This window comes from Labrys neptuniae (assembly GCF_040797145.1).
Lineage (GTDB): Bacteria > Pseudomonadota > Alphaproteobacteria > Rhizobiales > Labraceae > Labrys > Labrys neptuniae.
This window is the reverse complement of sequence record NZ_JBFNQD010000006.1, coordinates 245207-269824: the sequence shown is the minus strand read 5'-3', so window position 1 is coordinate 269824 and position 24618 is coordinate 245207. Positions and strand designations below refer to the sequence as shown.

The window sequence follows — 24618 nt, the reverse complement described above, 5'->3', positions numbered from 1 at the left end:
TGCCTCCCTGCGGGGAAATGGCGTCTTTCCAAACCAAGTGCAACCATGTTTCTTCAAAGACGCTGGAGACCGGGAGGGGTCTTAGGGGGAATGAAGATGATTAGCCACAGCCTGAAGGCAGGCTTGTTCTGTATGGCCTTCACCGCAATCTCGGCACTCGGTTCAGCCGGCGCCAATGCCCAGGAGAGCAGACCTGCCGATACGGTTTACCTCAACGGCCTGATCTATACGGCCGACAGCAAGGACAGCATGGCCGAAGCCCTGGCCGTGCGCGAAGGACGGATCGTCTTCGTCGGTACGGGCGCGGATGCCAAGTCCCATATCGGCCCCAAGACCAAGGTGGTCGATCTCGGCGGCCGCATGGCCATGCCCGGCCTCATCGACGGCCATATGCACCCCCTCGGCGGCGGCAAGAGCCTGACGGGATGCAATCTCAACTATGCGGCCCTGACCCTCGACCAAACCCTGGCCGCCATCCAGGCCTGTCTCGACGCGGAGCCGAACGCCTCCGCCGACGCCTTCCTGATCGTCAACAACTGGTTCCGCCAGAAGATGCTGCCGGCGGGCACCGACATGGCCCGCGGCGAGCTCGACAAGCTCAAGACCAAGCGCCCCATCCTGGTGATCAATTTCGACTACCACTCCAAGCTCGCCAACAGCCGGGCCCTGGCGCTCGCGGGTGTCACCAGGGACACCCCCGATCCCAAGGACGGCAAGATCGTGCGCGACACCGCTGGCGAGCCGACCGGCATGCTGGAGGATGGCGGTGACGCACTGGTGATGGCGGCGATGCCCAAGCTCTCGCCCGAACAGGAGGCCGAGCAGAATCTCGCCTTCGGGCGCACTGCGCTCGAGGCGCTGCGCAAGGGCGGCATCACCAGCTTCCTCGAAGCGGCCGCCGACGAGGGCGAGATGACCGCCTGGGCGACCCTGCAAAAGCGAGGCGAGTTGACGGCGCGTGCCCATCTGGCGCCGAAGCTGGCCACCGACACCGACCAGAGTGCCGACGCCCACGTCCAGCGGGTCCGTACGCTCGCCGCCCGCTTCGATCAGGGGCCGCTGCGGGCCGAACCCGGCATCACGCTGCGCAACGCCAAGATCTTCATGGACGGCGTCATCCAGGCGCCGGCGCAGACCGGCTATACGCTAGCTCCCTATTTCGTCAACAAGGGCAGTGTCGACAAGCCGGACTGGCAGCCGGGCACGGAGCGCGGCGCGCTCTACGTCCAGCCCGACCGCCTCACCCCGCTGCTGATCGGGCTCGCCAAGGCGGGCATCGATCCCCATCTGCACACGGATGGCGACGGTGCCGTCCATGTCACGCTCGATGCGATCGAGGCCATGCGCGCCAAGGTACCGGGCAAGGACATCCGGCCCGCACTGGCGCATAACGAGATGGTGGATCCGGCCGACCTGCCGCGCTTCGCCAAGCTAGACGCCATTCCCGTGCTCTCCTTCCAATGGGGCGCGGCCTCGCCCGACCAGGTGGCGGCCATCAAGGAGCAGGCCGGACCGAAGCGCCTGCCCTTCGTCGAGCCCTATGGCCAGATCTTCAAGGCTGGCGCGCGAGTGGCTTTCGGCAGCGACTGGCCGGTAGATCCGCTCAACGAATGGTATGCCTTCCAGATCGCCGTCACCCGCAGCGACCCGAGCAATCCGGGCAAGCTCAACGCCGATCCCGGCCTGACCATCAGGCAGGCGCTCAGGGCCGCCACCATCGACGCCGCCTATGAGCTGCATCAGGACGAGGTCACCGGTTCGCTGGAGCCCGGCAAATTCGCCGATCTGATCGTGCTGGACCGCAACCCGCTCAAGATCCCCGTGGAGCAGGTTTCCAAGACCGAGGTGCTGCTGACGGTGGTGGGCGGCAAGGAGGTCTACCGCGCCGAAGGGTTCAAATAGGAGAAGTCATCCCGCACGCATTGCAGCGCGAAGCGGTGCGGCGCGCACGGGATGACCATAGCCCTACCCTTGCCGAACAGCGAAGCATTCGGCTACCAATCCTCGTCCGACAAATCCAGTCAGAGGGAACCTCGCCGCATGGCCTCAGTCGATGTCGTCGACGTCAAGAAATCCTATGGCGCCCAGAAGGTGATTCATGGCGTGTCGATCAATATCGAGGATGGCGAGTTCGTCACGCTGGTCGGGCCTTCTGGCTGCGGCAAGTCCACACTGCTACGCATGATCGCCGGTCTGGAACCGATCACCGAGGGAACCCTCAAGATCGGCGACCGCCTCGTCAACGACCTGCCGCCGCGCGATCGCGACATCGCCATGGTGTTCCAGAGCTACGCGCTCTATCCGCACAAGACCGTGGCCGAGAACATGGGCTTCGCGCTCAAGATCCGGAAGACGCCGAAGGCCGAGATCGACGAGCGGGTAAAGCGGGCGGCCGAGATCCTCGACCTCGGCCCCTATCTGGCGCGCTATCCCCGCCAGCTTTCCGGCGGCCAGCGCCAGCGCGTCGCCATGGGCCGGGCCATCGTGCGGGCGCCGCAGGTGTTCCTGTTCGACGAACCGCTCTCCAATCTCGACGCCAAGCTGCGCGTGCAGATGCGTGCCGAGATCAAGGAACTGCATCAACGCCTGAAGACCACCACCATCTATGTCACCCACGACCAGATCGAGGCCATGACCATGGCCGATCGCATCGTGGTGCTGCATGACGGCATCATCGAGCAGATCGGCTCGCCGCTGCAGCTCTACGACCGCCCGGCCAATCTGTTCGTCGCGGGCTTCATCGGTTCGCCGGCCATGAATTTCATCAAGGGCCGGCTGGAAACCAGCCCCGCGCCGCGTTTCGTCACCGATGACGGCGTGGAATTGCCTGTCCCTTCAGCGCCAGCCGGCAGCGAGGGCCGGCGCGTCGTCTACGGTATCCGCCCCGAGCACTTTTCCCTCGGCGGCAACCTGCAGGCCAGGATCACCGTGGTGGAACCCACCGGGGCCGAAACCCAGGTCTTCGCCCAGCTCGGCGAGCAGAGGGTGCTGGGTGTCTTCCGCGAGCGGGTTACCGCCGGCTCGGGCGAGACCCTGGCGCTTCAGCCCGATCTTGCCGCCGTGCATCTTTTCGATGCCGAGACGGGTTTGCGGTTGAACTGAGATTTCCGGATGCACGGACGTCCCGTTCGTTCTTGGAATCATCGCGCGCGTTGCAAAAAGAACCGCCAGGATGCCCGTGCACCGGAATGGTCTGACCTTTTTGTTGACGGGAAAACAAGGCCTTCCTAGCATCCTGCCGCTCCGCCACAACCACGCGTTGTCGGAGCGGTTCGAAGAAACATCCCTGCTGCCAGACAGCCAAGAACAAGACGAGCCATCCAGACCGGGAGAATCGACGTGAAAACGGAAGACTACAACCATCTTCTCGCCCTGCAGGCGAGCCGCCGCGGGCTGCTCAAGAGCGCCGCAAGCGTCGGTGCCCTGGCCGCGATGGGCAGCCTGGGCGTCACCGCCGCCATCGAGCCGGCCATGGCGGACGAAGCCAGCGACCTCAGGGCCAAGATCCTGCAGATCCCCGGCGTCGGCAAGGGTTCGCCCACCGATGCGGACTGGCAGAAGGTCGGCGAACTCTGCCTCGGCGCCACCAAGGCCTCCATCAAGGAGGGCGAGTTCAAGGGCGTCGAACTCTCCTTCATGGGGCTCAACAACCAGAACCTGCACAACCTCCTGTTCCGCGGCTTCCTCAAACCCTGGGAGGCCTATACCGGCGCCAAGATCAACTGGATCGATCTCGCCCAGGCCGACTACAATCCCCGCCTGCAGCAGGCCATCGCCACCGGCACGGTCGATTTCGACCTGCTCGAGATGGGCGCCCCCTTCGAGGGCGACGTCTGCGGCAAGGGTCTGGCGTCGGAAATGCCGGACTGGGTCAAGAAGCAGATCGACATGGACGATCTGGTCTCCTACCTCAAGCCGCCCGTCGGTACCTGGGACGGCAAGCAGTACCGCGTCACCATCGACGGCGACACCCACAATTTCAACTACCGCACCGACTACTTCAAGGACGAGGCCCTGGCCAAGGCCTGGAAGGAAGCCGGCAACACCACTGAATGGGCAGTGCCCCGTACCTGGCAGCAGGTGCAGGCGGTGACCAAGTTCCTCAAGGGCAAGCAGGTCGACGGCCAGGACGCCTATGGCTATCTCGACGCCTGCAAGGCCTGGGGGGGCTTCGGCTTCTACTTCCTCGGCAGCCGCGCCACCGCCTATGCCAAGCATCCCGACGACAAGGCCTGGCTGTTCGACGTCGACACCATGAAGCCGCGCATCAACAACCCGGCCTGGGTGCGCGCCATCCAGGACGTGCTCGACGCCCTGCCCTCCGAGCCCGCCGACCAGCTCAACGCCGACCCCAACACCACCGGCTTCCAGCAATTCCTCGGCGGCACCGGCTCGATGTGCGTGTGGTGGGGCGACATCGGTTCCAACGCCAAGACCAACGACTCCTCGGTCATCGGCGACAAATGCGGCTTCGACATCCTGCCCGGCTCCGACGACGTCTACAATGCGAAGACCGGCAAGTGGGACAAGCTCGCCAGCGGCCCGAACTTCGCGCCGAATCTGGCCTATCTCGGCTGGGGCGTCTATGTGATGGCCCGCGTCGACAAGGACGAGAAGAAACACAAAGCCGCCTGGAGTGCCGCCGCCCATCTCGGTGGCAAGGACCTGGCGCTGTGGACGGCGGTCTATCCCTCAGGCTTCCAGTGCTATCGCAACAGCCAGCACAATATCGACGAGTGGGTGGCGGCCGGTTATGACAAGGCCTTCATCTCCAACTATCTCGACTCGCAGTTCAACTCCTACAACCACCCCAACGGAGCAATCGAGCCGCGCATCCCCGGCATCTTCCAATATTACAGCCTGGCCGAGGACATCCTCGCCAAGATCTATGCGGGCCAGCTCAAGGCCCAGGAAGGCGCCGACCAGATCGCCGCCGCCTGGGAGAAGCTGACCGACCAGATCGGCCGCGAGAAGCAGATCAAGCTCTACAAGGCCTCGCTGGGGCTGTAGTCTTCGTTCGACCACCGCCGACAAGAGCTCCTTCTCCCCCTGCGGGAGAAGGTCCCGGCAGGGGGATGAGGGGTGGGCGCGCCATACGTGGTGTGCACAGCAAGACCCCTCATCCGCCCCTTCGGGGCACCTTCTCCCGCAGGGGGAGAAGGGGAGCGTCGCGCCCGTCCATCATGTTCAGCGTCCAGGGCCCCTGATGCCGCCGACCTCGTCTGCAACCGCTACACACATCCCAAGCTCCATCCCGAGCGGCCGCATCCTCCTGGGCCGCGTCCTGATCGGCCTGGCCTCCGTACTCCTCGTCGTTGCCGCTCTGGTGCAGTTCCTGCACGAGAACCAGGGCCTGGCCCTCGGCTTCGACAATTGGCGTCCCGTGCTCTACGCCTTCGTGCTGTGGTCGGTGGCGCTCGGCGTCGGGCAGGTGCTGATGCGCGGGGAAGCGGGCGAGCGCGCCCTGTTCATCCTGCCGGCCGTGCTGTTCACCGTGGCGATGGTGATCTTCCCCACCATTTTCGGCTTCTATATCGCCCTGACCGACTGGAACCTCTCCTCCTTCGCCGGCCAGCGCTTCAACGGGCTCGACAACCTCGTCGCGCTCTTCCACGACCCCGATTTCTGGAACGCTCTGGCCAACATGGTGTTCTACGTGCTGATGGTGCTGGTGGAATACGCCATCGCCTTCGGCCTCGCCCTCCTGCTCAACGCCGAGATCAGGGCCCGCAAATTCTTCCGCGTCGCCTTCCTGCTGCCCTTCATGCTCAGCCCCGTGGCGGTGAGCTGGATGGTCGGCAAATCGATGATGGAATATCGCTATGGGCCGGTGGCGCGGCTGATGCGGGAGCTGGGCTGGTCGCAGCCGACCTTCTTTACCCAGCCCTGGATCGCCCGCCTCTCGATCGAAGCGATGGATGCCTGGGTCTCGATCCCCTTCCTGATGATCCTGCTGCTCGCCGGCCTGCAAGCTTTGCCCAAGGAGGTGATGGAAGCCTCCAAGATCGACGGCGCCTCGGGCTGGCAGCAGTTCAAGGAGATGATCTTCCCCCTGATGCTGCCCGTCTCGATCACGGCGATCGTGCTGCGCATCATCTTCAAGCTCAAGCTCGCAGACATCGTGATCAACACCACCTCCGGCGGCCCGGGCGGGGCGACGGACACCGTATCGAGCTTCATCTATCGCGAGTATAGGGACCGCTCGAATGTCGGCTACGGCACCATGCTGGCGATGTTCTATCTGGTGGCGATCATCGTCTTCGTCACCGTGCTCCTGAACATCGCCAACCGCTTCATGCAGCGCAGCAGCTGATCGGGAAGGGATCGACATGACGACGACAACCATCCCGACCGCCGTGCCCCGCGACACCGCCTTTCGCCTGACCACCGTGCTGAGCCGCGTGCTGATCTATGGCGCGCTGGTCGCCTGGGCCTTCATCTGCCTGTTTCCGATCTACTGGACACTGACCACCTCGATGAAATCGGCGGTCGACGTCACCCAGGGCCATCTCATTCCGTGGCTCGACTTCCAGCCCGACTGGAAGGGCTGGCGCTCGCTCGGCCTGTCGCCCGATACGCTCGGCTCGACCTCGACGGTGCGCTCGGAATTCCTGTCGCGCTTCCTGAACAGCGTGATCACCTCGCTCGGTTCCTCGCTGCTCGCCGTGGTGATCGGCTCGCTCGCCGCCTATGGCCTCAGCCGCTTCCAGTACAAATTCGGCTGGATGCGCAACCGCGACATCTCCTTCTTCTTCCTGTCGCAGTTGATCCTGCCACCGGTGGTGCTGGCTTTGCCCTTCCTGGTGCTCTACCGCGAGCTCGCTTTGCTCGACACCCGCATCGGCCTGATCCTGCTCTACACCCTCACCGTGCTGCCGATCGTGATCTGGATCATGCGCGACCAGTTCGACACCATCCCCACCGAGCTCGACGAGGCCGCTTTGGTCGACGGATTGTCACTCTGGGGCGCCTTCTGGCACATCATCCTGCCGATCGCCCTCCCCGGCATGGTGGCGGCCTTCATCCTGGCGCTGGTGCTGACCTGGAACGAATATTTCTTCGCTGCCCTGCTGACCTCCTCGGACGCCAAGACGTTGCCGGTGATGGTGGCCAGCCAGACCGGCTCGCAGGGCATCAACTGGTGGTCGATGGCCGCGCTTGCCACCACGGCGATCGCCCCACTCGCTCTGATCGGCATCTTCCTGGAGCGCTACATCGTCAAGGGCCTGACGGCCGGCTCGGTGAAGTGACGGCGAGTAACAGGGTGACCGTGGCGTTTCTGCCACGGTCGCGCTCTCGAAAGGCTTACGCCAAAGTTTCCTCTATCCGACCATCAAAAGTCTCTTGACGCCATCCCCGCCGCAGCGCATACGGGCTGCGGGACATTCCTCCCCAACGAGGAACGCCCATCTGCGAGGATGGAGACATCGCGATGACACTGCCAATGCCAGCGGCCAAGCCCGCTGTTGTCAACTTTTCGTCCGGCCCCTGCGCCAAGCGCCCCGGATGGACCCCCGAAGCCCTGAAATCCGCTGCCCTCGGCCGCTCGCATCGTGCGAAGCTTGGTAAGACCAAGCTTGAGCAGGCAATCGAGCTGACCCGTGACGTGCTGGGCGTGCCGGCGGACTACCGCATCGGCATCGTGCCGGCTTCCGACACGGGCGCCGTCGAGATGGCGCTGTGGTCGCTGCTCGGCGCCCGCGGCGTCGACGTGCTGGCCTGGGAATCCTTCGGCGCCGAATGGGTCACCGACGTCGTCAAGCAGCTGAAGCTCACCGATGCCCGCATCTTCAAGGCCGGCTATGGCGACATCGTCGATATCAGCGAGATCGACGCCAAGAACCGCGACATCGTCTTCACCTGGAACGGCACCACTTCCGGCGTGCGCGTGCCCAACGCCGACTGGATCCCGGCCGATCGCGAAGGCCTGACCATCTGCGATGCCACCTCGGCCGCCTTCGCCCAGCGTCTCGACTGGGCCAAGCTCGACGTCACGACCTTCTCCTGGCAGAAGGCCCTCGGCGGCGAAGCGGCCCATGGCATGCTCGTCCTTTCCCCTCGCGCCGTCGCCCGGCTGGAAAGCTATACGCCGGCCTGGCCGTTGCCCAAGATCTTCCGTCTGACCAAGGGCGGCAAGCTGATCGAAGGCATCTTCAAGGGCGAGACCATCAACACGCCGTCGATGCTCTGCGTGGAGGACTATCTCGACGCGCTGAACTGGGCCAAGGCCACGGGCAGCCTCGACGGGCTGATCGCCCGCGCCGACGCCAATCTCGCCGCCATCGAGCGCTTCGTCGAGAAGACGCCCTGGATCGACTTCCTGGCCAAGGATCCGGCGACCCGCTCCAACACCTCGGTCTGCCTGAAGGTGGTGGACGAGAGGGTGGCGGCCCTTGCTCCCGACGGGCAGGCTGCCTTCGCCAAGGCGCTCTCCTCCGCCATCGAGGCTGAGAAGGCGGGGCTCGACATCGGTTCCTATCGCGATGCCCCTCCGGGCCTGCGCATCTGGTGCGGCGCCACGGTGGAGACCGCCGATGTCGAGGCCCTGATGCCCTGGCTCGACTGGTCGTTCCACAAGGCGATCGCCACGCTCGGCTGAATTCTTCCCTGGGACCGCCGGCATCCTGCCGGCTCTTCGGAAACACGACGTTTCCGGAATGAGGCCGACAAGAGATCGGCGGCCCCAGCAGCATCATCTTCTGCAAAGAATCCCGTTTCCATAAGCGGGCAGATGCCCGCGCTCCAGGAGAGCTTCCATGACTGCTCCCAAAGTCCTGATTTCCGACGCCCTCTCCCCCGCCGCCGTCCAGATCTTCAAGGATCGCGGCATCGAGGTCGATTTCCAGCCTGCCCTCGGCAAGGACAAGGACAAGCTCGCCGAGATCATCGGCAATTATGACGGCCTTGCCATCCGCTCGGCCACCAAGGTCACGTCTGCCATCCTCGCCAAGGCCACCAACCTCAAGGTGATCGGCCGTGCCGGCATCGGCGTCGACAATGTCGACATCCCGGCCGCCACCGCCCGCGGCGTGATCGTGATGAACACGCCCTTCGGCAATTCCATCACCACGGCCGAGCACGCCATCGCCATGATGTTCGCGCTGGCCCGCGAGATCCCCGCCGCCGACGCCTCCACCCAGGCCGGCAAGTGGGAGAAGAACCGCTTCATGGGCGTCGAGATCACCGGCAAGGTGCTCGGCATCATCGGCTGCGGCAATATCGGCTCGATCGTCGCCGACCGCGCGGTGGGGCTGAAGATGCGCGTCATCGCCTTCGACCCGTTCCTGAGCGCCGAACGCGCGCTGGAACTCGGCGTCGAGAAGGTCGAACTCGACGATTTGCTCGCCCGGGCCGAGATCATCACCCTGCACACGCCGATGACGCCGCAGACCCGCAACATCCTGTCGCGCGAGGCGCTGGCCAAGACGCGCCCGGGCGTGCGCATCATCAACTGCGCCCGCGGCGGCCTGGTCGACGAGGAAGCCCTCGCCGAGCTCCTGAGATCCGGCCATGTCGCCGGCGCCGCCCTCGATGTCTTCGTCGAGGAGCCGGCGACGGCGAACCCGCTGTTCGGCCTGCCCAATGTCGTCTGCACGCCGCATCTGGGTGCCTCGACCACGGAAGCCCAGGAGAACGTCGCCCTGCAGGTCGCCGAGCAGATGTCGGACTACCTCCTGCGCGGCGCCATCTCCAATGCCGTCAACTTCCCCTCGATCACGGCGGAAGAGGCCCCGCGCCTCAAGCCCTATATCTCGCTTGCCGAGAAGCTCGGCTCCTTTGCCGGCCAGCTCACCGAGACCGACATCAAGACCATCCGCATCGTCTATGAGGGCGATGTCGCCCACATGAAGATCAAGGCACTGACGTCGGCCGCGGTGGCGGGCCTGCTGCGCCCGGCCCTGGCCGACATCAACATCGTGGCCGCCCCCAGCGTCGCGCGCGAGCGCGGCATCGTCATCGAGGAGACCACGCGCGAGAAGACGGGCGACCACGACAGCCTGATCACGCTGGAGGTCGAGACCGAGAACCTGACCCGGGCCGTGGCCGGCACCATCATCGCCGGCACCAAGCCGCGTATCGTGCAGATCAAGGGCATCAATGTGGAGGCGGACCTGCTGCCACGCATGCTCTACATCACCAACCACGATCGCCCCGGCTTCATCGGCCGTATCGGCACGCTGCTCGGCGAGAACGGCATCAACATCGCCCATATGCAGTTCGGCCGCGATTTCGAAGGCGGCAATGCCATCGCCCTGGTCGGCATCGACCAGGTGGTGGGCGAAACCCTGCTCAAGGAAATCAACACCATCCCGAACGTGGTGCAGGTGAAGGCGCTGACTTTCTGAGGTGAGGTCATCCTCCGCTCCTATTCGCCAAGGCGAATAGGAGCGGGCACGCATTGCAACACGAAGTGATGCGATGCAGTCAGACCAAACTGAAGGTTTGGTCCGGGGACCGCCTTGCGGATAGAGCGCTGGTCTCCTCTTGGGGTCCCGGATCTGCGAAGCGGTACTTTGTGCCGCATCGCGTCCGGGATGACTTTTTGCCTCCCCTCCCTTCCAAACGCTTCATTTTGCCGCCCCGGCCCCCATCTTGTACGGATCGTTACTCTTCACCCTTTCCCGCCGGCTCGCGGGCTGCTAAACCCGGTCGCGGCAAAATGTGATCACAGGTGAGCAATGCGTCTCCTCGTCGTCGAAGGCAATGTCCGTGCAGCGCGTGAACGTCACCGCGCGACCTACGGCCTCACGCCGTCGGAATCCTATGCGGCGGTACTGAAGAGCCTGGCGCCGGATGCGATCTGCGACATCGCCCTGCCCGCCGACGAAGGTGCCAACCTGCCGGATGCCGCCGGCCTCGAAAGCTATGACGGTGTCGTCATCACCGGCTCCGGCCTCAACATCTGGAAGGCCGAGCCCGAATCGATGCGCCAGGTCGAGCTGGCCCGCGAGGTCTACAAGTCCGGCACGCCCTTCTTCGGTTCCTGCTGGGGCCTGCAGGTGGCGACCGTGGCCGCCGGCGGCTCGGTACGATCAAATCCCAAGGGCCGCGAAGTTGGCATCGCGCGCGACATCACGCTGACGGCCGAGGGACGCGACCACCCGCTCTACGCTGGCAAGGCGCCCATCTTCACCAGCCCTTGCGTGCATGGCGACGAGGTCGAGGCGCTGCCGGAAGGTGCCATCGTGCTTGCCAGCAACACGGTGAGCGACGTACAGGCGGTCGATATCAGCCATGATGGCGGACGTTTCTGGGGCATCCAGTACCATCCCGAATTCTCGCTCAACGAGTTGACGGTGATCATGCGGCGCTACAAGCCGACCTTGCTCGCCGAAGGCTTCTTCCGCGAAGAAAGGGCTGCCGATAGCTGGATTGCCGACCTCGAGGCGCTGGTCGCCGACGTCAGACGCACCGACATCTCCTGGCGCTACGGCATCGGTCCCGACATCCTCGACGCCCGCCGCCGGCTGAGGGAAATCGAGAATTTCATCGAGCTGCGCGTGAAACCAGTGATTTCCGAACGCGGGCGCGGCTGATCCCAAATTGTCCCATGCGATCGACGCCACCCCGTCGGTCGCAATGCGGTTTTGGCGTGCCGATCTTCCGGCCCATCGCCGACAAGGCCGGCGCTCTCTGTTCCCCCCGATACAGCTCGAGGTTGCGGTCGCCATCGCGCCGCAATCCTGCCTTCCCATGGCGGTCCCGCAACGGAGATCCGCCATGTCCCCCGTCCCTCGCCTCGCTCTTACTGCCTTTCTGCTCCTGGGTACCACGCCGGTCTTTGCAGCGGATCTGGGGGTGCAGTCGAAGATCGATGCCGTTTCTGTCTATCCCGACGCCGCCACGGTCACCCGGGTGATCGAGTTCGACATACCGGCGGGCGAGAATGTGCTGGTCGCCAAGGATCTGCCCGCAGGTCTCGACGCAGCCTCGATCCGGGTCGACATGCGTGAGGCCTCTGGCGTCTCCCTGGCGGGAACCGACATCGCCAATGCCCTGAGCGACGGCCCCGTACCCGATGCCGCGGCGAACAAGACCCTGCAGGATCTCAAGGATCAGCGCGAAGGCCTGGCCGGGATCGGCAAGGCCCTGCTCGCCAAGCGCGGTCTGATCGAACGCTTCGCCAATGGCGCCACCTTCAACGCGGCCAAGGAGGGCAGCAACATCGCCGCCTTGCGCGGCGCCTGGAACGCCGTCGGCGACGACATGGCAGAGGTCAATGAGGCACTGCGCCAGAATGCGCTCAAGATCCGCGATCTCGACGAGGACATCGCCAGGCTGCAGAGCCAGCGCGATGGTCGGCCCGAGGGCCAGAAGCGCACGCAGCTCCGCCTCTCCGTCAATGCCGAGCAGGCCGTGAAAGGCCGCATCGCCGTCTCCTACCTGATCGGCAATGCCGGCTGGTCACCGCTCTACGATGCCCGCCTCGACAGCGAGAAGGGTGAACTCGAACTCGTACGGCGGGCCAAGATCACGCAAGCGACCGGCGAGGACTGGAGCGACGTCGCCCTCACCATCTCGACCGCCCGCGCCACCACGGGCGCCGCGCCTCCCAAGCTTGCCAGCTATGTCCTCAATTTCCAGCCCGACTATGACGTGCTGCCGGCCGATGCTCTGGCGCGCAGCCGTGCCGAAGAGAGCACAGCGCCCCCGGCACCGAAAGCTTCCGCAGCGGCGCAGGCCCAGCCAAGGCCGGGGCGGGAGACCGAGGCAAAGCTCAACACGGCCGGCTACCAGAGCGTGTGGGCCCTTCCGGCCCGCGCCAGCGTGCCCTCGGGGCCGGGTTCCAAGGCATTGCGCCTCGCCTCGGCCACGCTCACGCCGGAAATCGTGGCGCGTGCCGTCCCCTCCCTGCAGCAGACGGCCTTTCTCGAGGCCAGCTTCAGCAATGGCGAGGATACGCCGCTTTTTCCGGGTTCCGTCTCGATCTATCGTGACGGCCTCTATGCCGGCCAGACCGCCATGCCGCTCGCCACCAAGGGAGAACCCGTGCGCCTCGGCTTCGGCGCCGATGATCGCATCAAGGTGGAACGGGCAGTGACGCGCAAGCTGGAAAGCAACACCGGCATCGCTCGCCCCACCACCAGCGAAAGGCGCGACTACAAGATCAGCCTGCGCAATGGCCGCGCCAATGCCATCAAGCTGTCGATCGAGGAAGCCCTGCCGGTCGCCGAGAACAAGGACATCAAAGTGGAACCCTCCGCCCAGATGACCCCACCGACCCAGCGCGACGCCGACAATCGCCGTGGCGTGCTGGTCTGGACGGTGGATCTCGCCCCCGGCGCCAGCAAGGACATCAATTTCGGCTACAAGGTCACCTGGCCGGGCGCCGAGACGATCAACCTGGATTGAGGCTTGTCAGGATGGAGGGCGACGGCCTTCTCCCTTGCGGTGCCACGCGCCTGAGCTAGAGTTGGGAACCGGTGGTTGGTCGAAAGGGTCGCCAGTGGGATGGGAGGCACTCAGCCAGTGGGGTGCGGACGTCGCTCGCATCGAACCGCTTTCCGGCGGCGTTGCCAATGATGTGTGGAGCGTACGTGCCCGCGGGCACCTTGCAGTCGGTCGTTTGGGTACCAGGAGCGATGCCGATCTGGCTTGGGAGACCGAACTCCTCTGCTACCTCGACCGTGAAGGTCTGACCGTGCCGGTGCCGATTCCCACGACAGACGGCCGTCTGTTCGCAGATGGTCTGATGGTGATGACCCGTGTGGAAGGCGGACCGCCGGAGACGCAGGCCGAGTGGCGTCGCGTCGCCGACGTGCTTCGCCGGTTGCATCGGGTGACACAGGGGTGGCCGCAGCGTCCAGGCTGGCGATCGTCGATCGACCTCCTGAGCGCCGAGACCGGGACGAGGATCAATCTCACCGCGATGCCGTCGGAGGGCGTTGCCCGGTGCCGGGCTGCATGGGCACGGCTGATCGGGTGTGGGACCTGCGTCGTCCATGGTGATCCCAATCCGCGCAACATCCGCATGACCGCGGATCGGGTCGCGCTGATCGACTGGGACGAGTCGCATGTCGACGTCCCCGACCTCGACCTGGCTCTGCCTCACAACGCCGCCGGCCTCGACGGCAACGCCTATGACATCGCTGCGCAGGCGTCCGCCGCATGGGAAGCCGCCGTCTGCTGGGATGACGAGCATGCCGTCAGGCGGCTTACCGAAGTTCGGGCAGTCTGAGCAACGGCCATGAAACGGGAGGCCGATCGAATGCCGGATTCTCCGGCGCTACTACTCCATCGGCTCATGCCGCCCGCAAGGTGACCTCCCCCGAGGGGAAGGGAGCGCGCTGCACCCCCGCTCCTCACGCCGTCTCGACCAGCAGCGCCGCCAGGGTCTGGCCCGCCGAGGTCGCCTGGATGGAGGCGACATAGCCGGCATAGAGCTTGGCGAATTCCATATGCTCGGCGAGGCCGAGCTTGGCGAAGGGGCTGGTGCGCAGCAGGTCGAGTGGATTGCCGCCGCGGACGAGCTCCCAGTCTTGCTCGCTGAGGCGCGGCTCGACCACATCGAACGCCTCGCCCCTGTCATCCTTGCCGGTCAGATAGGCGCCGAAACAGGCGAGGAAGAAGGCCTCGCGCCGAAGATCCCCACCGTCCGCCAGCAGCATTTCCAGGGTCTTGGAGTGGAAGACCGGGATCTTGGCCGTGGTGTCGAAGGCGATGCGCAGCAGCTGGTCGTTGATGGCCGGGTTCGAGAAGCGCTCGAGCACCGCGTTCTTGTACTCTTCCAGCGAAACACCCTTCGGCCCCTCGATGCGCGGAATGGCGTCGCGGTCGAGAAAGGTTTCCAGGAGCCGATGCAGGCGGGTGTCGGCGAGCGCCTGGTGCACGATGCGGTAGCCCATGAGAATACCGGGCATGGCCAGCAGGATGTGGGAGGCATTGAGCATGCGCCCCTTCATGAACTCGAAGGCCGGCACGTCGTCGCGCATCTCGACCCCGACCTCTTCGAAGGGCGGGCGCCCGGCCCGGAAATCGTCCTCCAGCACCCATTGGCTGAAGGTTTCGCCCAAAGCGGGCACGGCGTCATCGATGTCGCTGCGCTTGTTGAGGCGCTCCTTCACCTCGGGCGGAATCTGCGGCGCGATGCGGTCGACCATTGAATTGGGGAAATCGACCTCGGCTTCGATCCAGGCCGCAAGCCCCGCGTCGCGGGCGCGGGCAAAGGAGACGATGGCCTTGCGCGCCGTGCCGCCATTGTGACGGAGATTGTCGCAGGACATCACCGTGAACGGTTTCGTGCCCTGTTCGCGTCGGCGCCGCAGCGCCTCGACGATGTAGCCGAAGGCCGTGCGCGGCGGACCGCCGGCCAGATCGAGCGCCACCTCCGGCGTATCGAGCTTGAACACGCCAGTGGTCTCGTCGAGATTGTAGCCGCCTTCGGTGATCGTCAGGGAGACGATGCGGGTATCGGCGTGGCTGAGGCGGGCCAGCACGGCTTCCGGATCGTCGGGCGCATGCAGATAATCCACCATGGCGCCGATCACCCGCGTGCTGGCCGCACCATCCGGCGCATATTCGGTGACGGTGTAGAGGCAATCCTGGGCGCGGTAGGCCTCGGCCTTGGCCCGGGTGGCGGGGACGTCGATCAGTTCGACGCCGCAGATGCCCCAGCCTTCGTTACCGGGCTTGTGCAGGCAGCGATCGACATAGACGGCCTGGTGAACGCGATGGAAATTGCCGAGGCCGAAATGCACGATGCCAGGGCGCACGGCGGAACGATCATACCCGGGAACGGCGATGGCAGCGCCGAGGCTTCCGAGGGTCTTCGAGGAAAGCTTCTTCAAGATCGTCTCCATGATGGTAGCGGCAGCGGCGATCCGGCGCCGTCGGTCGCGAAAGCGTTTTGCAATCTGACGCATCATCAAGAATCACAAAGACGCGTCAAAACAAGGAGTTAGAGCAATCGAGCGTTTACGTTCAAACGCGTTTTGCTCTAGCTCGAGCCGGCAGAACGGGCCTGCCCGAGCCTCCATGCCTGGGTGATGGATGCCGGACCGGGAACGGGGCTGCCCCTCCTGTTCTCGTCCGGCTGAAAGCGGCGACGCCTGACCGCAATTCGAAGGCGTGCCTGCAATAGCTGCATACTTGGCCCTGCTTCCGACATTTTGGCAAGGACTTGTTGCAGAGGGTCATTTTTTGGCGCGCAAAATTCGTTTGCACACTAACGAGTTTTGCCTAAAATCAGGACGTCCACCGTGGATCGGTTCTAATTCACGCAATTCCTTGTTTATTTATTTGATTGCCAGATTATTTGCGGATATCTCCTCGGTGAGAATGAGTGACGACCTGAACGGAGTGCCCTGGCGAGGCCCATGGACGAGCCTCGCCAAGACACTCTGGAAAGTTTGATATCCTGCAGGTTCCTCCTGATCGGACCGCGGCCCGATCAGGAGGAACCTGCCTAGTGGCAAGGCGGCCAGCATGAGCAATTTCAACGAGGAACGGGTTCTGAGCGTCCATCATTGGACCGACAGGCTGTTCAGTTTCACCACCACGCGTGATCCGGGATTCCGCTTCGAGAACGGCCAGTTCACCATGATCGGCCTGCCGGTCAATGGCCGCCCCCTGCTGCGCGCCTACAGCCTGGTCAGTGCCAATCATGAAGAGACGCTCGAATTCTTCTCCATCAAGGTGCAGGATGGGCCACTGACCTCGCGGCTGCAGCATCTGAAGGAAGGCGATGCCATCATCGTCGGGCGCAAGGCCACCGGCACACTGCTGCTCGACAACCTCAAGCCCGGCCGCTACCTCTACCTGGTCGGTACCGGTACGGGCCTGGCTCCCTTCCTCAGCCTGATCAAGGATCCGGAGACCTATGCCCGCTTCGAGAAGATCGTGCTGATCCATGGTTGCCGCCAGGTCCAGGAACTGGCCTATGGCGAGCGCATCACCCACGAGCTTCCCGCCCATGAATTCCTGGGCGAGGCCGTGCGCGAGCAGCTCATCTATTATCCGACGGTGACGCGCGAGGCCTTCCGCAACACCGGCCGCATCACCGACCTGATCAAGTCCGAGAAGCTGTTCGAGGATATCGGCCTGCCGCCGCTCGACATCGAGCAGGACCGCGTGATGATCTGCGGCAGCCCCGAAATGCTGCGCGACCTCAAGGCCCTTTTGGAGGAACGCGGGGCCGTCGAGGGCAATCATGGTGAGCCGGGCGATTTCGTGATCGAAAAGGCCTTCGTGGACAAGTAGGCTCGGCGTCCACGTCTCGATTCGCCTCCAGGCAGATTCCTCCCGATCGAACCACGGGCTCGATCGGGAGGAATCTGCAGAATTTCAAACGCTTGCAGAATTTCTCGATATCGCCCATTCGTGGGCAATATCGAGAAATCCTGCTTGGAATGCCATGACCGATTACAGACTGGACGATCAGATTGGCTTCATTCTGAGGCAGGTCTACCAGCGGCATGCCGTCCTGTTCTCCGACGGGCTCGGCGAGGACCTGACGCCGATGCAATGGGCGGTGCTGGCCAAGCTTGCCGAACTCGGCACCTCCTCCCAGAATCTCTTGGGCCGGCTCACGGCCATGGACGTCGCTACCGTCAAGGGCGTGGTCGAGCGGCTGTCGCGCCGCGGCCTGATCGAAACCCGGCCCGATGCCGAGGATCGCCGCCGCCTCGTCGTCTCCCTCTCCGCCTCGGGCGAAGCGCTTTACGTCCAATTAGTGGCCAAGGCTTCCGCCGTCACGGACCTGACCCTGGCGCCGCTGAGCGAGACAGAGCGCGGCACGCTGCGGGCGCTGCTGGACAAGCTGCGCTGACGCCGTTCTGACAACAATGCCGGAATTGTCCCCAACGAGGCCTGTCCCGAGCGCCGCAGGACTAAAATCGTACCGTCGCTCGATGCTGAGGCTTGCGCCGCTACCCGATGAATGCATTCTAGGTTATAAAACTGGGCGTTCGCAACCAGCCTGGGCAAATACTCAGAGGGATGGGATATCATGAGCGACCTCGCAGACCTGCAGAACCGCAAGCTCGATCTCGCCACCCGCGCCGCCTGGCTCTACTACATCGACGGGGCGACCCAGGATGAGATCGCCGCCCAGTTCGATATTTCGCGCCAGAGCGTGCAGCGCCTGGTCGCTCTGGCCGTCTCGGAACGCGTGATCGAGTTCCGCATCCAGAGCCCCATCGCCGAATGCACGGCCCTGGCCAAGCAATTGCGCGACAGCTACGGCCTGACCATCTGCGAAGTCGTACCGAACGGCCTGCACGACCCGCTCGCAGCCGTGGGACTGGCCGCCGCGCAGATCCTCGAGACCCAGTTCGGCCAGCGCGGCTCGGGCGTGTTCGGCTTTTCGACCGGACGCACCCTGCTGCGCATGGTCCGCGAGATCTCGGCCAAGCCGCGCCCCGACCTCAAGATGGTCTCGATCGTCGGCAATGCCGCGCGCGACGGCTGCGTCAGCCCCTTCGAGATCGCGATGCGCCTGGCCGATAAGCTCGACGCCAAATGCTACCCGCTGCAAATGCCGGTGCTCGCCGACACCGTCGAGCATTGCCAGGCTCTGAGAAGCCAGCCGGTACACACTTTGCTGCAGGATCTGGTGGAGACGGCACGGGCCGTCTATGTCGGCGTCAGCGACGTCAGCTACGGCTCTCCAATCCACCAGGACGGCTTCGTGCTGGAGCAGGAAATGCATTATCTCATCGAGAATGGCGCCATCGGCGAGATCGCCGCCTGGCCCTTCGACCGCAACGGCCGCATCCTGCAGAACGATTATACCGAGCGCCTGCCCGGCTTCCGCCCGGACCGGCTGGCGCGTCTCGTGCCTGTGGTCGGCGTCGCCGCCGGCCAGCGCAAGATCGCCCCGATCCGCGCCGCCCTGAAGGGCGACCTGCTTTCCGGTCTGATCACCGACGAACAGACGGCCATCGCTCTGCTCGAATAGACCCACCCCTGCCCAGAACCGAAAATCGCCCGACGCGCGGCCCCTCTTCCGCGCGCGCTGGCGCTTGCCTGCCCAGCAGGCGCGATCCCGGCGCATGACTCAGCTTGACATTAAGCCACGCCGCTGAGAATATGCTCTTGTATTGGGCGTCTGCCCACGCCCACAAGCCGTGACAAGCGGTGCGCATTTTTGACGGGAGGTTCTGGTGCAAACGGCAAAATCACTGATTTCGCTTGCAGGCGCGCTTGCCTGCGGCGTTTCCCTCGCCTGGTCTACGGTGGCCGGAGCCGCCGAGACGTTGACGATCGCCACGGTGAACAATGGCGACATGGTCCGGATGCAGAAGCTTTCGGAGGATTTCACCAAGGCCAATCCGGACATCACGCTGAACTGGGTCACCCTCGAGGAGAATGCCCTGCGCGAGAAGGTGACGACCGACATCGCGACCAAGGCCGGCCAGTTCGACATCCTCACCATCGGTACCTATGAAGTGCCGATCTGGGCCAAGAAGGGGTGGCTGGTCTCGCTCGACAAGCTCGGCGACAACTATGACACCAATGACCTGATCAAGCCGATCCGCGACGGCCTGACCTATGAAGGCAAGCTCTACGCCGCTCCGTTCTACGGCGAGTCCTCGATGATCATGTATCGCAAGGACCTGTTCGAGAAGGCCGGGCTGAAGATGCCCGACAGCCCGACCTGGGACTTCGTGGCGGATGCCGCCAAGAAGCTGAAGACCGCCGACACCTATGGCATCTGCCTGCGCGGCAAGGCCGGCTGGGGCGAGAACATGGCCTTCCTCACCGCCATGTCGAACTCGTTCGGCGCCCGCTGGTTCGACGAAAGCTGGAAGCCCCAGTTCGACCAGCCCGAATGGAAGGCCACGCTCACCTTCTATGTGAACCTGCTCAAGGAAGCCGGCCCGCCGGATGCTTCCTCCAACGGCTTCAACGAGAACCTCACCCTGTTCAACCAGGGCAAATGCGCCATGTGGATCGACGCTACGGTAGCGGCCGGCTTCGTGACCGACCCCAAGCAGTCGACTGTGTCCGACAAGGTCGGCTTCGCCCTCGCCCCTAATACCGGCCAGGGCAAGAACGCCAACTGGCTGTGGGCCTGGTCGCTCGCGGTCCCCGCCGGCTCTCAGAAGGTGGAAGCCGCCGAGAAGTTCATCGCCTGGGCCACCAGCAAGGACTATTCGGCCCTGGTTGCCAAGACCGAGGGCAACTGGGCTGCGGCACCTCCCGGGACCCGCACCTCGCTCTACAACAATCCCGACTACCAGAAGGCTGCGCCCTTCGCCAAGCTGACGCTGGATTCGATCATGTCGGCTGATCCGACCCATCCCACCGTCAAGCCGGTGCCCTATGTCGGCGTGCAGTTCGTCGCCATTCCCGAGTTCCAGGGCATGGGCACCTCGGTGGGCCAGCAATTCTCCTCGGCCCTGGCCGGCTCGGCTTCGATCGACGATGCCCTGGCCGCATCGCAGAAGCTGGTGACCCGCACCATGACCAAGGCCGGCTACATCAAGTGACCCCTTCCTCCCGGGACGGGGCTCATCGCCCCTCCTGAAACTTGGCTGTCCCGGCTCTTCATCACCGGGACAGCCCCCTTTCGAAGACTAGAACGAACGCTTTTTGGGGATTCGAAGGGGTCGCCAAAGAAGCCAAGACGCGTCGAAGCAAAGATTGGGCTCACATACGGGGGTCGAGCCTGAACGCGCTTTGCTCGGAAACATTCAAGATTTGGTCTGTGGGGAGGACCTCAAGATGGCAACGCAGCAGACGCGTGTGCTCGCCAGGGTGGCCGTCGCGCCCTCGGTCATCATGCTCTTCATCTGGATGATCGTTCCGCTCGTTCTGACGATCTATTATTCGTTGAACAACTATACGCTCGACGATCCGACGAATTTCTACTGGAACAGCTTCGGGAACTATACCTACTTTCTGACGGACCCCACCTTCTTCAAGTCGCTGGGCGTCTCGCTGCTGATCGTGGGCTCCGTGCTTGCCATCACCATCGTCGGGGGCATCCTGATCGCCCTGCTGATGGATCAGCCCTTCGCCGGCCAGGGCATCGTGCGCCTGATGGTGTTGGCGCCGTTCTTCGTGATGCCGACAGTGGCCGCGCTGATCTGGAAGAACCTGTTCATGAATGCCGACGGCGGCATGCTGACCTGGGTCTCGCAGGTGCTCCACCTGCCGGTGGTCGTCTGGTTCACCAACTGGCCGCTCCTGTCGATCATCATCATCGTAGCCTGGCAATGGCTGCCCTTCGCCACCCTGATCCTGCTCACCGCCATCCAGTCGCTGGACGAGGAACAGAAGGAAGCCTCCCAGCTCGACGGCGCCAAGCCGATCTCCTACTTCTTCTACATCGTGCTGCCGCATCTCTCGCGCGCCATCACGGTGGTGATCCTGATCGAGACCATCTTCCTCCTCAACATCTTCGCCGAGATCAAGGTCACGACCAATGGCAGCTTGAACACGGCCAATCTGCCCTTCCTGGTCTATCTCACCGAAGCGGGCGACCACGATATCGGAGCGGCCTCGGCCGGCGCGCTGGTCGCCGTGGTGCTGGCCAATATCGTCGCCTTCTTCCTCGTCCGCATGATCGGCAAGAATCTGGAGGCCTGAGCCATGGCACGCGCAGTTTCCACCCGGCGCAAGGTCGTCGTGACAGCCGCCGCCTGGATCGTCGGCTTCCTGATCTTCTTCCCGATCCTCTGGATGGTGATCACCAGCTTCAAGACGGAAGGCGAGGCAGGCATCCTGCCGCCCAAATTCGTCTTCTTCGAATGGACGCTGGAGAACTATCGCAACATCTTTACGGAATCCAACTATGGCAGGGCCGCGCTCAACTCGATCTTCCTGTCGGTCGGCTCCACCCTGCTCGGCCTGATCTTCGCGGTTCCGGCCGCCTGGGCCATGGCCTTCGCGCCCGGCAAGCGCACCAAGGATCTCTTGATGTGGATGCTCTCCACCAAGATGATGCCGGCGGTGGGCGCCCTGATGCCGATCTTCCTGCTCTTCAACCGCTGGGGCCTGCTCGACAGCCGCTGGAGCGTGATGGTCGTCCTGTTCCTGCTGAACCTGCCGATCGTGGTGTGGATGCTCTACACCTATTTCAAGGAGATCCCCGGCGAGATCCTGGAAGCGGCCCGCATGGACGGCGCCTCGCTCTGGCGCGAGATCGTCTATGTGCTGACGCCGATGGCCGTCCCCGGCATCGCCTCCACGCTTTTGCTCAACACGATCCTGGCCTGGAACGAGGCGTTCTGGACCCTGAACCTGACCACTTTCGACGCCGCGCCGCTGCCGCAGTTCATCGCGGGCTACTCGGCCAAGATGGGGTTGTTCTGGGCCACGTTGTCGGCCGCCTCGACCCTCGCCATCCTGCCGATCGTGGTACTCGGCTGGTTCTCGCAAAAACAACTCGTCCGCGGCCTGACCTTCGGCGCCGTGAAATGACGAACAACAACATGTCAGAATGGGGAGCTGCGTAAATGGGCCGCTTCAATCTTCGCAATGTGCGCAAGGCCTTCGGTGAAGTCGTGATCATTCCCGATCTCGACCTCGACATCGAGGATGGCGAGTTCGTGGTCTTCGTCGGTCCGTCGGGCTGCGGCAAGTCCACTTTGCTGCGCCTGATCGCCGGCCTGGAGGACACCACCTCGGGCGAGATCAAGATCGACGGCGTCGACATGGCACAGGCCCCGCCGTCCAAGCGAGGGCTGGCCATGGTGTTCCAGTCCTACGCGCTCTACCCGCATATGAGCGTGCGCAACAACATCGCCTTCGCCTTGAAGATGGCGGGCGAGAGCAAGGACGTCATCGACCAGAAGGTCGCCAAGGCCGCCGCCTCGCTCAACCTCACCAATTATCTCGACCGCAAGCCGCGCCAGCTCTCGGGCGGCCAGCGCCAGCGCGTCGCCATCGGCCGCGCCATCGTGCGTTCGCCCAAGGCCTTCCTGTTCGACGAGCCCTTGTCGAACCTCGACGCGGCGCTGCGCGTCAACATGCGCATCGAGATCTCGCAGCTCCACAAGGACCTGAAGACCACGATGATCTACGTCACCCACGACCAGGTCGAGGCCATGACCATGGCCGACAAGATCGTGGTGCTCAATGCCGGTAATGTCGAGCAGGTCGGCTCGCCGCTCCAGCTCTACAACAAGCCGAGGAACCTGTTCGTCGCCGGCTTCATCGGTTCGCCCAAGATGAACTTCCTCAAGGATGGCGCGGCGGCAAACTACAACGCCACCACCATCGGCATCCGTCCCGAGCATCTCAACCTGTCCCCGAGCGAGGGGCAATGGAAGGGCAAGATCTCGATCTCCGAGCATCTGGGCTCGGACACCTTCTTCTATGTCGATCTCGACGAGGGCACCCGCGTCACCGCGCGAGCACCCGGCGAGTTCAGCCTCACCACCGGCGATACCATCTATCTCACGCCGCAGCCCGACCGCCTGCATCGCTTCGACGACAAGGGCCTGTCCCTCGCCTGATTCTGGAGGACAGGTCCCCAGAGACGGACTCAAAATTCGCGACGGAACCGGAAAGGGCTCCAACTTTTGTCATGCCCGGGGCTTGTCCCGGGCATCCAGCTTGGCGCAACCCGTCGAGATTGTGGCCCCTGGATCTACACCGGACACCTCGTCCAGTCGGGGACGAGATGTCCGGTGATGACGAAGGTCGAGCTTCCTGTGACGTTCGATCCGGCTTTGAAGACAGCCCACGAAATGCTTGTCCAATTGTAGGGCCAATGCAGGATTGACTTCGTCGAATCGGCATGCCGCATTAGATTGATCCGTAGCTGCACGGGCTTTTGTCCCGTTTGCAAAATCGATGCAGCAAACGGGAGCGACGCATGGAAAGGATCCGCGATGTATAAGAAGAAACTCGATCTCACTGGCCGGCATGCCCTCGTCACGGGCGGCGGGCGTGGCATAGGCCTGGCCTGCGCCGAAGCCCTGGCCGAGTTCGGGGCCGAAGTGGTCATCGCCGATTTCGACATGAAGGTCGCGGCAGAGGGGCAGGCCGCCCTCGCAGCCAAGGGCTACAAGGCCGAGACGGTGAAGATGGACGTCACCAATTCGGCGGAAGTGACCGCCGTGGCCGACGACCTCGCCGCCAAGGGCCGCACCGTCGAGATCCTGGTCAACAATGCCGGCATCGCTCGCTCGATGACCCCGGCCGAGGACGTCGCCGACGAGCATTGGCTCAACGTGCTCGACGTCAATCTGAATGGCGTGTTCTGGTGCTGCCGCGCCTTCGGCAAGCACATGCTGGCCGCCAGAAAGGGCTCGATCATCAATATCGGCTCGATGTCCGGCATCATCGTCAACAAGCCGCAGGAGCAGTCCTACTACAACGCCTCCAAGGCCGGTGTGCATCACCTCACCAAGTCCCTGGCGGCGGAATGGGGCCTGCGCGGCGTACGCGTCAACTCGGTGGCGCCGACCTATATCAACACGCCGCTGACTGCCTATGCCGCGACGGACCCGGCCAATGCGGCAATGTTCAAGACCTGGTTGGAGATGACACCGCAGGGGCGGATGGGCGAGCCGGAGGAAATCGCCTCCGCCGTGCAGTTCCTGGCTTCCGATGCCGCCAGCCTGATGACCGGCTCGATCGTCACCGTCGATGGCGGCTACACCTGCTGGTAGGGGCAGCACGCAAAGGCGCTACCCTAACCTTCTCCCCTTGCGGGAGAAGGTG

19 protein-coding genes are annotated in these 24618 nt (G+C 64.0%); 18 read left to right on the top strand and 1 reads right to left on the bottom strand.

The window, feature by feature from the left end:
• The first annotated feature begins 90 nt into the window (after window positions 1-90).
• The 10 genes from ABXS05_RS19210 to ABXS05_RS19165 all read left to right on the top strand — a co-directional run bounded on the left by ABXS05_RS19210 (window position 91) and on the right by ABXS05_RS19165 (window position 14179).
• Window positions 91-1902 (top strand): amidohydrolase, encoded by a 1812-nt coding sequence (locus tag ABXS05_RS19210; protein WP_367625044.1) that lies wholly within the window; start codon window positions 91-93, stop codon window positions 1900-1902.
• Between the two features lie 138 nt (window positions 1903-2040).
• On the top strand, window positions 2041-3102 hold the full coding sequence (locus ABXS05_RS19205; protein ID WP_311932912.1) for an ABC transporter ATP-binding protein: 1062 nt from the start codon (window positions 2041-2043) through the stop codon (window positions 3100-3102).
• Between the two features lie 237 nt (window positions 3103-3339).
• Complete coding sequence (locus ABXS05_RS19200; RefSeq protein WP_311932914.1) at window positions 3340-5010, top strand: extracellular solute-binding protein; 1671 nt, start codon at window positions 3340-3342, stop codon at window positions 5008-5010.
• 196 nt (window positions 5011-5206) lie between these two features.
• Window positions 5207-6313 (top strand): carbohydrate ABC transporter permease, encoded by a 1107-nt coding sequence (locus ABXS05_RS19195; RefSeq protein ID WP_311932915.1) that lies wholly within the window; start codon window positions 5207-5209, stop codon window positions 6311-6313.
• A gap of 16 nt (window positions 6314-6329) precedes the next feature.
• Window positions 6330-7250: a carbohydrate ABC transporter permease gene (locus tag ABXS05_RS19190; protein ID WP_311932916.1), complete on the top strand. Its 921-nt coding sequence runs from the start codon at window positions 6330-6332 to the stop codon at window positions 7248-7250.
• 182 nt (window positions 7251-7432) lie between these two features.
• Window positions 7433-8599, top strand: coding sequence for a phosphoserine transaminase (locus ABXS05_RS19185; RefSeq protein WP_311932917.1), 1167 nt, complete (start codon window positions 7433-7435; stop codon window positions 8597-8599).
• A 157-nt stretch (window positions 8600-8756) separates the two neighbouring features.
• Window positions 8757-10346, top strand: a complete 1590-nt coding sequence (gene serA / locus ABXS05_RS19180) for a phosphoglycerate dehydrogenase (protein ID WP_311932918.1) — start codon at window positions 8757-8759, stop codon at window positions 10344-10346.
• A 333-nt stretch (window positions 10347-10679) separates the two neighbouring features.
• The gene (locus ABXS05_RS19175; protein WP_367625043.1) at window positions 10680-11537 is read left to right on the top strand and encodes a type 1 glutamine amidotransferase; all 858 of its coding nucleotides are present in this window, start codon (window positions 10680-10682) and stop codon (window positions 11535-11537) included.
• A gap of 184 nt (window positions 11538-11721) precedes the next feature.
• Window positions 11722-13353 carry a mucoidy inhibitor MuiA family protein gene (locus tag ABXS05_RS19170; protein ID WP_367625042.1) on the top strand — a complete coding sequence of 544 codons (1632 nt, stop codon included), beginning with the start codon at window positions 11722-11724 and terminating at the stop codon, window positions 13351-13353.
• A 94-nt stretch (window positions 13354-13447) separates the two neighbouring features.
• A complete protein-coding gene (locus ABXS05_RS19165) occupies window positions 13448-14179 on the top strand; it encodes a phosphotransferase (protein ID WP_367625122.1) in 732 nt (243 codons plus the stop codon).
• A gap of 124 nt (window positions 14180-14303) precedes the next feature.
• On the opposite strand, the gene ABXS05_RS19160 is transcribed toward ABXS05_RS19165, so the two are convergent.
• The gene (locus ABXS05_RS19160; RefSeq protein ID WP_367625041.1) at window positions 14304-15788 is read right to left on the bottom strand and encodes a mannitol dehydrogenase family protein; all 1485 of its coding nucleotides are present in this window, start codon (window positions 15786-15788) and stop codon (window positions 14304-14306) included.
• Between the two features lie 637 nt (window positions 15789-16425).
• Between ABXS05_RS19160 and ABXS05_RS19155 the strand changes: the two genes are divergently transcribed.
• The 8 genes from ABXS05_RS19155 (at window position 16426) to ABXS05_RS19120 (ending at window position 24566) form a co-directional block, all read left to right on the top strand.
• Window positions 16426-17199, top strand: coding sequence for a ferredoxin--NADP reductase (locus ABXS05_RS19155; RefSeq protein WP_311944756.1), 774 nt, complete (start codon window positions 16426-16428; stop codon window positions 17197-17199).
• A 154-nt stretch (window positions 17200-17353) separates the two neighbouring features.
• The gene (locus tag ABXS05_RS19150; protein WP_311944758.1) at window positions 17354-17767 is read left to right on the top strand and encodes a MarR family winged helix-turn-helix transcriptional regulator; all 414 of its coding nucleotides are present in this window, start codon (window positions 17354-17356) and stop codon (window positions 17765-17767) included.
• Between the two features lie 180 nt (window positions 17768-17947).
• Window positions 17948-18898, top strand: coding sequence for a sugar-binding transcriptional regulator (locus tag ABXS05_RS19145; protein WP_311944759.1), 951 nt, complete (start codon window positions 17948-17950; stop codon window positions 18896-18898).
• 226 nt (window positions 18899-19124) lie between these two features.
• Window positions 19125-20432: an ABC transporter substrate-binding protein gene (locus tag ABXS05_RS19140; protein ID WP_376717795.1), complete on the top strand. Its 1308-nt coding sequence runs from the start codon at window positions 19125-19127 to the stop codon at window positions 20430-20432.
• 235 nt (window positions 20433-20667) lie between these two features.
• Complete coding sequence (locus tag ABXS05_RS19135) at window positions 20668-21534, top strand: carbohydrate ABC transporter permease (RefSeq protein ID WP_311944760.1); 867 nt, start codon at window positions 20668-20670, stop codon at window positions 21532-21534.
• A 3-nt stretch (window positions 21535-21537) separates the two neighbouring features.
• On the top strand, window positions 21538-22368 hold the full coding sequence (locus ABXS05_RS19130) for a carbohydrate ABC transporter permease (RefSeq protein ID WP_311944762.1): 831 nt from the start codon (window positions 21538-21540) through the stop codon (window positions 22366-22368).
• Between the two features lie 35 nt (window positions 22369-22403).
• Complete coding sequence (locus ABXS05_RS19125) at window positions 22404-23405, top strand: ABC transporter ATP-binding protein (RefSeq protein WP_311944764.1); 1002 nt, start codon at window positions 22404-22406, stop codon at window positions 23403-23405.
• A 378-nt stretch (window positions 23406-23783) separates the two neighbouring features.
• Window positions 23784-24566, top strand: a complete 783-nt coding sequence (locus ABXS05_RS19120; protein WP_311944767.1) for an SDR family NAD(P)-dependent oxidoreductase — start codon at window positions 23784-23786, stop codon at window positions 24564-24566.
• The last annotated feature ends 52 nt before the right edge of the window (window positions 24567-24618 follow it).

Coding starts and splice junctions, on each gene's coding strand:
- ABXS05_RS19210 (WP_367625044.1), top strand. CDS start 91: ATGAAGATGATTAGCCACAGCCTGAAGGCAGGCTTGTTCTGTATGGCC.
- ABXS05_RS19205 (WP_311932912.1), top strand. CDS start 2,041: ATGGCCTCAGTCGATGTCGTCGACGTCAAGAAATCCTATGGCGCCCAG.
- ABXS05_RS19195 (WP_311932915.1), top strand. CDS start 5,207: ATGCCGCCGACCTCGTCTGCAACCGCTACACACATCCCAAGCTCCATC.
- ABXS05_RS19190 (WP_311932916.1), top strand. CDS start 6,330: ATGACGACGACAACCATCCCGACCGCCGTGCCCCGCGACACCGCCTTT.
- ABXS05_RS19185 (WP_311932917.1), top strand. CDS start 7,433: ATGACACTGCCAATGCCAGCGGCCAAGCCCGCTGTTGTCAACTTTTCG.
- serA (WP_311932918.1), top strand. CDS start 8,757: ATGACTGCTCCCAAAGTCCTGATTTCCGACGCCCTCTCCCCCGCCGCC.
- ABXS05_RS19175 (WP_367625043.1), top strand. CDS start 10,680: ATGCGTCTCCTCGTCGTCGAAGGCAATGTCCGTGCAGCGCGTGAACGT.
- ABXS05_RS19170 (WP_367625042.1), top strand. CDS start 11,722: ATGTCCCCCGTCCCTCGCCTCGCTCTTACTGCCTTTCTGCTCCTGGGT.
- ABXS05_RS19155 (WP_311944756.1), top strand. CDS start 16,426: ATGAGCAATTTCAACGAGGAACGGGTTCTGAGCGTCCATCATTGGACC.
- ABXS05_RS19150 (WP_311944758.1), top strand. CDS start 17,354: ATGACCGATTACAGACTGGACGATCAGATTGGCTTCATTCTGAGGCAG.
- ABXS05_RS19145 (WP_311944759.1), top strand. CDS start 17,948: ATGAGCGACCTCGCAGACCTGCAGAACCGCAAGCTCGATCTCGCCACC.
- ABXS05_RS19135 (WP_311944760.1), top strand. CDS start 20,668: ATGGCAACGCAGCAGACGCGTGTGCTCGCCAGGGTGGCCGTCGCGCCC.
- ABXS05_RS19130 (WP_311944762.1), top strand. CDS start 21,538: ATGGCACGCGCAGTTTCCACCCGGCGCAAGGTCGTCGTGACAGCCGCC.
- ABXS05_RS19125 (WP_311944764.1), top strand. CDS start 22,404: ATGGGCCGCTTCAATCTTCGCAATGTGCGCAAGGCCTTCGGTGAAGTC.
- ABXS05_RS19120 (WP_311944767.1), top strand. CDS start 23,784: ATGTATAAGAAGAAACTCGATCTCACTGGCCGGCATGCCCTCGTCACG.